This is a genomic window from Vulcanococcus limneticus LL (genome assembly GCF_002252705.1).
In the GTDB taxonomy this organism is placed as follows: domain Bacteria; phylum Cyanobacteriota; class Cyanobacteriia; order PCC-6307; family Cyanobiaceae; genus Vulcanococcus; species Vulcanococcus limneticus.
In genome coordinates, this window is the sequence record NZ_NQLA01000007.1 from 85,657 (window position 1) to 93,642 (window position 7,986).

Genomic DNA, 7,986 nt, shown 5'->3' on the forward strand with positions numbered 1-7,986 from the left:
GACAGCCGCAGGCCCGTGCGGGAGCCTCAGCTCAGCTGGGGCACCGCCGTGGCGGAGAAGCTGAAGCGCCGCAGCAGGGCATCGAGGGCCCAGCCGATCAGGCCGATCACCAGCAGGGCGGCCGTGAGTTCGCCGTAGGCCAGCCGGTCGCGGCAATCGAGGATCAGATAGCCCAGGCCAGAGCTCACCCCCAGCATCTCGGCCGGCACCAGCACCAGCCAGATCAGCCCCACCGCCACCCGCAGGCTGGCCAGCAAGCTGGGGCGGATCGCCGGCAGCACGATGCGAGTCACGATCTCAAGGGGCTCGGCGGCAAAGCTGCGGGCCACCTGGATGTAGAGGGGATCCACCGTGCGCACGGCGGTGGTGATGCTGAGCAGGATCGGCCAGATGGCGGCGATCGCCAGCAGGAAGAACACCGGCAGATCCCCCACGCCGAACACCATCACGGCGATCGGCATCCAGGAGAGGGGCGAGATCATGCGGATGAACTGGAACACCGCCGAGGTGGTGAGCTCCAGCCGGCGCTTGAGGCCCAGAAGCAGACCGAGGGGCACCGCCACCAGCACCGCCAGCACCAACCCCACGCCCACCCGCAGCAGGCTGGCGCCGGCATGGCGCACCAGTACGCCCGAGGCCAGGCCGCTGGCCAGGTTGGCAAAGCCCGCCTGGGGCGAGAACTCCAGCAGGATCGGCACGCTGCGACCCAGCACCGCCACGGCCAGTCCCCAGATCCCCAGGCCGATCAGCAGCCCCAGGGCCGGCAGGGCACTGGCCTGGAGCAGGGCCGGCACGGGCCGGCGCAGACGCAAACCCAGCACGGTCGTCATGCGAAGGCGATCTGCTCGCGGCGGCTGAAGCTGGCGGGGAGGTTGAAGGCCCTGGCACCGCCGTTGGCCTCGATGGCCCGACGCACGAAGCGATCGGTCACCAGATCCCGCGCCACCCGGTTGGGATCGAGATTGCGGAGGAAGGCATTGTCGCCCTCCACCTGGGTCACCTTGAGCAGGCGCACCAGTTCGCGGGTGTAGGAGGCAAAGGGATAGGGCTGGAAATCGATCCGCTGGTTTCGCCACTCCGGATGCTGAATCGCGCCGTCCTGGCGATACTCGGCGCCGCCGTAGAAGGAGAGGGCGCGGTTGAGCACGGCCCGGCTGTGGGGGGTGTAGTCGCGACCGCCCTCCTGGGAGAGGATGTCGGCCACCTCGGGCCGGTTGCCCTGCATCCAGCGCTGGGACTTGACGATCGCGTTCACCACGCGCTGGGTCCATTCGGGCCGGTTCTTGACATCATCCTCGTGGACGAGCACGACGCAGCAGGCGTGGTCATTCCAGATGTCGCCGGTGAAGCGCAGCACCTTGCCGATCTTGCGGGTCTCGGCGGCGGCATTAAACGGCTCAGCCACGATGTAGCCGGCGATCTTCTTGCTGGCCAGGGCCGGCACCATCTCGGCCGGCGGCAGCACCACCAGATTCACCTCATCGGCGGCCAGCTTGGCCTCGATCGGCCGCCGCACCACCTTCAGGCCATTCTTCTGCAGCAGCTGCTGCAGAACGATGTTGTGGATCGAATACCAGAAGGGAATCGCCACCACCTGGCCGCCCAGATCCCGGGGCTTGTCGATCGAGGGCAGAACGGTGAGCGCCGAGCCATTGGTGTGGTTCCAGGCCACCACCTTGGCCGGCACGGACTTGCCGTAGCGCATCCAGATCGTGGTGGGGAAGAGCATGTGCACCACGTTCACCTGCCGCGAGAGGAAGGCCTCCGACAGCTGGGCCCAGGAGCGGAAACGGGTGGGATCGGGCGCTGTCAGGCCCTCGTTCTTGAAGGCGCCGCGGGCATGGGCGATCAGCAACGGCGAGGCATCCAGGATCGGCAGGTAGCCGATCTTCACGGGCTGGTCCTGCCCCTTGGCCAGCGAGGCCGCCTGCAGCGGCGACTGGCCGCCCAGCAGGCTGAGGCCGGCGGAGGCGGCCAGCAGGCCACCGAATTGCAGGAACTGGCGGCGGCTCATGCCGCAGCAGTCGCAGGTGAGGGGGTGGTGGGTCATCGCGGCGGAGACGGGAGGTAAGGGCGCGGTAGGGGGGGAGCAGGAGTCGGGCCAGGTGAGGCGACCTCAGGGATACCGAGGAGCACTCAGCCCTCCAGAACGGCTCCGAGCTCCTGCAGGATCTGGGCCCGCAGCTCGGGGTTCGAGGCGGTGGAGTCCGCAGCAGCGGAATCCGTAGCTGTGGAATCCGCAGCCAAGGAATCCGCAGCCAAGGGTTCCGAAATGACGGGATCGCGCACGCCCCGCCACTCGCGCCGCAACCGGCCGGGGTGCCGTTCCATCAGCACGATGCGGTGGCCCAGGGCGATCGCCTCCTCCACATCGTGGGTCACGATCAGCACGCCGCAGCCGGTGCGGGCCACGATCGTCTGCAGCAGCTGCTGCATGCCGGAGCGGGTCACAGCGTCGAGGGCACTGAAGGGCTCATCCAGCAGCAGCAACCGTGGACGTCGCACCAGCACCCGGGCCAGGGCGGCCCGCTGGGCCATGCCACCCGAAAGCTGGGAGGGATGGGACGGGCCGTGGCCCTCCAGGCCCACCAGCCGCAGGGCCTCCTGGACCCGCTGGCGCCGCTCGCCCGGGCTGAGCCGCTCGGAATGGCGCAGGGTGAGGCCGAACTCCACATTGCGGTGAACCGAGAGCCAGGGCAGCAGGGCAGGCTGCTGAAACACCACCCCCACGGCGGGATGGGGGGCATCGGAGCGCTTCCCGGCCACCAGCACCCGGCCCTGCTGGCGGGGAATCAGGCCCGCGGCCAGCCCCAGCAGGGTGGACTTGCCACAGCCGCTGGGGCCCAGCAACACCGTGATTTCGTGGGCCTCCAGGGCCAGGTCGATGCCCTGGAGCACCTTGCCCTGGGGGGCCTGGCTGGGCCGACGGGGGTAGCGGAAGTGCAGGTCCTGGAGCTCCAGCAGGGGGAGCGGAGCGGCGGAAGCGCCAGGCCCCTGCTCCCCGACAGGGCGGACCGTCAGGGGCGCCTGCGCGGCGGGGACCCCGCTCATGGACAGAGAACGGCGAGGGGCGAGGCTGCGAAGGCCGGCAAGATCAGCGCTAATCCCATCGACTTTTAGACCTAGGCTGGCCGCGACCCTAGGTCGCTTGCCCCAGCGGCCCCTGTGGTCCGGGCTACACCCCACCCAGAGCCGACGTGCTCAGAGCCACACCCCCCGCCCCGGCTCGCCGCGCACAGTGCCATGACCCCCAGCATCGGCATGCCGCCCGCCCCACTCTCACCCCCTTCCGCGGCAGAGCCTCTGGCGGCAGAGCAACCGGATGGATCCGAGCCGACTCCGACTGCCCAGACCCCCGGTCCAGAGATCCTGGAGCGCACCCGCCTGATCACCCGCCGCCGCCTGGCTCCCCTGGCGGAGGCGATCGATCGCGAGGGGCTCTATCCCCGCGAGGTGCTGAGCGAGCTGGCGGCCGCCGGCGCCTTCAGCGGCCACCTGCGCAGCCACGGCCAGCCGGGCGATGTCGGCCTGGCGATCGAGACCATCGCCGCGGTGGCGGAGGTGTGCGGCTCCACGGGCTTCGTGGCCTGGTGCCACGCCGCCTGCGGGCTCTATCTGGAGGAATCCGGCAACCCAGCCCTGCAGGGCCAGCTGCTGGCCGAGCACATCGCCGGCCGGCGCCTGGGGGGCACGGGCCTCTCCAACCCGATGAAGACCTACGCCGGCATTGAGAAGCAGCTGCTGCGCGCCGTGCCCGATGGCGACGGCTACAGGCTGAGTGGTTCACTCCCCTGGGTGAGCCATCTCAGCGCCGATGGCTACTCGGCCGTGGTGGCCGAAGTCGTGGAAGCCGATCCCGGTGGCGCGGCCCAGACGTCCAGTGCAGTCGGCCCCGCAGGTCGGCAGGTGATGGTGCTGCTGCCCGGAAGCGCCCCCGGTGTGGAGCTGGTTCCCTGCCCCACCTTCTCCGGCATGGAGGGCACCAGCACCTACGCCATCCGCCTCAAGGGCCACCACGTGGGGCCCGATCGGGTAATCGCCGATCCGGCCCTGCCCTTCATCCAGCGCATCCGCGACGCCTTCGTCCTGCTGCAGTGCGGCTTCGGCCTCGGAGTCATCCAGGGCGCCATTGCCTCGATGCGGGCCGTGCAGGGTCCCCTCGGCCACGTCAACCGCTTCCTCGACGACGGCCCTGACCAGCTGGATCAGGAGCTGGCAGAGCTGCGCCAGGGCCTGCAGCGGCTGGCCAGGGACCTGACTCCAGGGCCCACCAACCCCTCGCCGGCCCAGGCGACAGAGCGCACGATCGCCGTGCTCGAAGCGCGGGCCGCCAGCTCCGAACTGGCGCTGCGGGCCGCCCAGTCGGCGCTGCTGCACCAGGGGGCCCGCGGCTACCTGGCCAGCTCGGAGGCCCAGCGGCGGGTGCGTGAATCCCACTTCGTGGCGATCGTGACCCCCGCCCTCAAACACCTGCGCAAGGAGATCTCCCGGCTGCGCAACCTGCCAGTGCCGGAATCCACCGGCACCCCTCTTCCCTCCCCTGCCGCCCACTAAGTAACGCCCCATGAGCGACGCCCCTTCCCCCGTGCAGACCGTGACGGCCCACCTGCGGCCGATCGATCGCGACGGCCTGCTGGCCTTTGCCGCCAAGGGCCGGGCCAATCCCGGGGCCCGCGGCACCAACCGGGTCCACACGGTCACCGAGGGCCAGTACCGCACCCTCAGCTACGTGGGTGACCACGAGCCCGTGGTGGTGGATGAACCGCTGCACCTGTTCGGTCAGAACACCGCCCCTGCGCCGGGGGAGATCGTGCTGTCGGGTCTGGGTGGCTGCCTGGCGGTGGGCATCACCGCGGTGGCGACCTGGAAACAGGTGCGGCTCACCCGCCTGGAGCTGTTCCTGGAGGGCGACATCGGCAACCCGGCTGCCTGGGGTGCAGGCGGCGCCCTGGACACAACACCACCGGAGATGGGCTTTCAGGCCATCCGCGTGCGGGTGCTGGTGGAGGGCGAGGCGTCCCGGGAGGAGCTGGAGGCGATCGTGGAGCAGGCGAATGCCTACTCGCCGGTGGCCAACACCCTGCGCAATCCGGTGCCCTTGGAGATCGCCCTGACCCCGGCCCCCTGAACCCGTCCCCCCTGAACCCGACGATCGGATCCCTCCCGCCTGAACACGAACGGCCGGCAGGCGCCGGCACCCGGGCCATTGATCACCCCAGGCCATGGCAAACGATCACTAAAAGTGATCAACCGCATCACCCATCGGTTTTGGGGGTGAGCGATCCCTAGCCTCAGCATCAACAGCCGATCAGCTCCGGGAACCGCCTCCGCGCCAGCCACCTCCGCTCCAGCCCGCCTCCAGAGTTTTCACCCCCTTTTCCCCATGGGTATCCGCGTCTCCGGCGTCACCAAGCGCTTCGGTTCCGCCACCGCCGTCGACAACCTCAGCCTCGACGTTGAGACCAACTCGCTGGTGGCGCTGCTGGGGCCCTCCGGCTGCGGCAAGAGCACGCTGCTGCGCATGATCGCCGGCCTGGACAACCCCGATGAAGGCCGCATCTGGATCAACGGCGAGGAGGCCACCGGCCGCTCGGTGCAGGACCGCCAGGTGGGCTTCGTGTTCCAGCACTTCGCCCTGTTCAAGCACCGCACCGTGCGCGACAACATCGGCTTCGGCCTGGAGCTGCGGGGCTGGAAGAAGGACGCCATCCGCCGCCGGGTGGATGAACTGCTGAACCTGGTGCAACTGCAGGACTACGGCAGCCGTTTCCCCTCCCAGCTCTCGGGTGGCCAACGCCAACGGGTGTCACTGGCGCGGGCCCTGGCGGTGCAGCCGCGGGTGCTGCTGCTGGATGAGCCCTTCAGCGCCCTCGACGCCAAGGTGCGCAAGGAACTGCGCGGCTGGCTGCGCAACCTCCAGGAGGAGACCAAAGTCACCACCGTGATCGTGACCCACGACCAGGAGGAGGCCTTCGAGGTGGCCGACAAGATCGCGGTGATCAACAAGGGCCGGATCGAGCAGATCGGCACCGCCTCGGAGATCTACGACCATCCCGCCACCCCCTTCGTGATGAACTTCGTGGGCGAGGTGAACGTGCTGCCCAGCGAGCTGCACAGCCACTCCGGCGCCGACCTGTTCGTGCGCCCCCACGACATCGAACTGCTGCGCGACGCCAACGGCGACAGCGTGCCGGCCGTGCTGCGCCGCGTCACCCACCTCGGCAAGGAGCTGGTAGCCGAACTGCAGCTGGAGAACGGCCAGAAGCTCAATGCGCAGCTCCCGCGTGACCGCCGGGATCTCGACGGCCTTCAGAACGGCGACCGCGTTCACATCCGCCCAAGGGCCGGCCACCAGTTCTGAGGCCCCGGGCGGGCCTCGCCAGCGGGGGGGCTCGCCAGAGCGCGCCCCAGCCTCAACCCCGCACCGCCTGCTCGAAGGCCTCCAGCAACCTCGATTGATGCCGTTGGGGGTGGCGGATCATCAGGATCGGCTCCTCCATCTCCAGCTGCTCCACCCGCACGGGCCAGAGCAGCTTCAGCGCGATCTCGTGCCGCACCATCGACTCCGGCAAGGCCGCCGCCCCGGCGCCGTTCAGCACGATCGTCTTGACCATTTCGCTGCTGTTGAGCACCAGGGCCACTGGCAGGCTCTCGAGGGCCACACCGGTGCGGGCCAGGCCGGCCTCGAACATCTGGCGGGCGCCGGAGCCGCGCTCCCGCAGGATCCAGGAACTCTCCGCCAGTTCCCCTGGCAGCAGGCGTTCCCGGCCATACCAGGGGTGGCCGGGGGCCACCACCACCTGCAACCGCTCCGTGCCCACCTGCTCCCCCTCCAGGGATCCGGGCAGCCCATGCACGGCCGAGCCGCTGACGAAGCCCAGGTCGAATTCCCCCTTGCCGGTGCCATCGAGCACCTGTTCGGCATTGCCCAGGCCACACTGCACCTCGATGGCGGGGTGGCTGTCGTGGAAGCGCTTGAGGGCCGCCGGCAGCCAGTAATTGCCCACGGTGAAGCTGGCGCCGATGGTGAGGGCACCACGTTTGAGGGCGTTGAACTCCAGCAGGCGACGCTCCAGCTGGTGCACCTGCTCACTGAGGCGCGTTCCCTCGATCACCAGGAAACGGCCGGCGTCGGTGAGCTCCACCCGCCGGCCGATGCGGTGGAACAGGCGCACGCCAAACTCGGCCTCCAGCTTGGCCACCGCCGCGCTCACCGCCGGCTGGGTGATGTACAGCTCATCGGCGGCACGGCTGAAGTGCAGGTGGCGCGACACCACCAGGAACACGTTGAGCTGATCGAGATTCACAGGGCAGGCAGCTCCGGCCACCCGCTCTGAAAGCCGTCGAGCTGCCAGTGGGGATCCGCATCCAGGGCGGATCGCAGGGCCCGCACCAGCTCCCGCTCGGCCTGGGAGGGCACCCCGCTGCTACTGCGGCGCAGGTGCCAGCGCACCTGGGTGGCCGCGTCAGTCAGGGGGTAGAAGTCGAGCTCCAGCAGCAGCAGCGGCGACTCGCTGGTGGCCAGCAGGTGGCTCGACTCGCCGTAGGACACCTCCAGCCCCAGATCCTCCAGCCAGGTGAGGGCCACGGCCTCGGCGGCAGCGCGGGAAAGGGCGGCATGGGCGGTGAGCACCGCGACGGACATCGGCCAGCACAGGGACTAGCCGGAGTATGGGCTTGATCCCCGGCAGCGGGGTGTCACTCAAAATGCCAGCCAGAGGGCCAGCGCCGGGGTAAGGAGCGCCAGCAGCAGCGTCAGCGGCAGGCCCATCCGGAAGAAGTCCCGGAACGAGTAGCCGCCCACCGAGTACACCATCGTGTTGGTCTGGTAGCCGATCGGGGTGAGGAAGCTGTTGGAGGCCGCGAAGGTCATCACGCCCATGGCGGCACTTGATTACCCAGCTCGCTCCGCAGCGCAGGACCTGAGCCCATAGACTGGTACACAAATACCAGTCCGGCCATGGCCCGCAGTGCGATCCAGTTCCA

8 protein-coding genes and 1 pseudogene are annotated in these 7,986 nt (G+C 69.5%); 3 read left to right on the top strand and 6 right to left on the bottom strand.

The features are described from left to right. Positions 1-26: 26 nt before the first annotated feature. From CJZ98_RS05630 to CJZ98_RS05640, 3 genes are all read right to left on the bottom strand, one after another. Positions 27-830 carry an ABC transporter permease gene (locus CJZ98_RS05630; RefSeq protein WP_094589234.1) on the bottom strand — a complete coding sequence of 268 codons (804 nt, stop codon included), beginning with the start codon at positions 828-830 and terminating at the stop codon, positions 27-29. After that, the gene (locus tag CJZ98_RS05635) at positions 827-2,050 is read right to left on the bottom strand and encodes an ABC transporter substrate-binding protein (RefSeq protein ID WP_094589237.1); all 1,224 of its coding nucleotides are present in this window, start codon (positions 2,048-2,050) and stop codon (positions 827-829) included. Before CJZ98_RS05635 ends, CJZ98_RS05630 begins: the two co-directional genes overlap by 4 nt. Before the next feature lie 86 nt (positions 2,051-2,136). Further along, positions 2,137-3,051 carry an ABC transporter ATP-binding protein gene (locus tag CJZ98_RS05640; protein WP_094589239.1) on the bottom strand — a complete coding sequence of 305 codons (915 nt, stop codon included), beginning with the start codon at positions 3,049-3,051 and terminating at the stop codon, positions 2,137-2,139. Positions 3,052-3,243: 192 nt separating this feature from the next. On the opposite strand from CJZ98_RS05640, the gene CJZ98_RS05645 reads away from it, so the two are divergent. From CJZ98_RS05645 to CJZ98_RS05655, 3 genes are all read left to right on the top strand, one after another. Beyond that, a complete protein-coding gene (locus tag CJZ98_RS05645; RefSeq protein ID WP_108723285.1) occupies positions 3,244-4,554 on the top strand; it encodes an acyl-CoA dehydrogenase family protein in 1,311 nt (436 codons plus the stop codon). A 10-nt stretch (positions 4,555-4,564) separates the two neighbouring features. Further along, entirely contained in the window at positions 4,565-5,128 is a 564-nt protein-coding gene (locus CJZ98_RS05650; RefSeq protein WP_094589241.1) for an OsmC family protein, read from the top strand. A 255-nt stretch (positions 5,129-5,383) separates the two neighbouring features. Beyond that, positions 5,384-6,361 (top strand): sulfate/molybdate ABC transporter ATP-binding protein, encoded by a 978-nt coding sequence (locus CJZ98_RS05655; protein WP_094589243.1) that lies wholly within the window; start codon positions 5,384-5,386, stop codon positions 6,359-6,361. A 52-nt stretch (positions 6,362-6,413) separates the two neighbouring features. Here the strand turns inward: CJZ98_RS05655 and CJZ98_RS05660 are convergent, their stop codons facing one another. The 3 genes and pseudogenes from CJZ98_RS05660 to CJZ98_RS05670 form a co-directional block, all read right to left on the bottom strand. Continuing rightward, positions 6,414-7,307 (bottom strand): LysR substrate-binding domain-containing protein, encoded by an 894-nt coding sequence (locus CJZ98_RS05660; protein ID WP_094589295.1) that lies wholly within the window; start codon positions 7,305-7,307, stop codon positions 6,414-6,416. Next, positions 7,304-7,645, bottom strand: coding sequence for a hypothetical protein (locus CJZ98_RS05665; protein ID WP_094589245.1), 342 nt, complete (start codon positions 7,643-7,645; stop codon positions 7,304-7,306). Before CJZ98_RS05665 ends, CJZ98_RS05660 begins: the two co-directional genes overlap by 4 nt. A gap of 57 nt (positions 7,646-7,702) precedes the next feature. After that, positions 7,703-7,888 (bottom strand): annotated as a pseudogene (locus CJZ98_RS05670) (hypothetical protein); the annotation flags it as partial. Positions 7,889-7,986 lie beyond the last annotated feature (98 nt).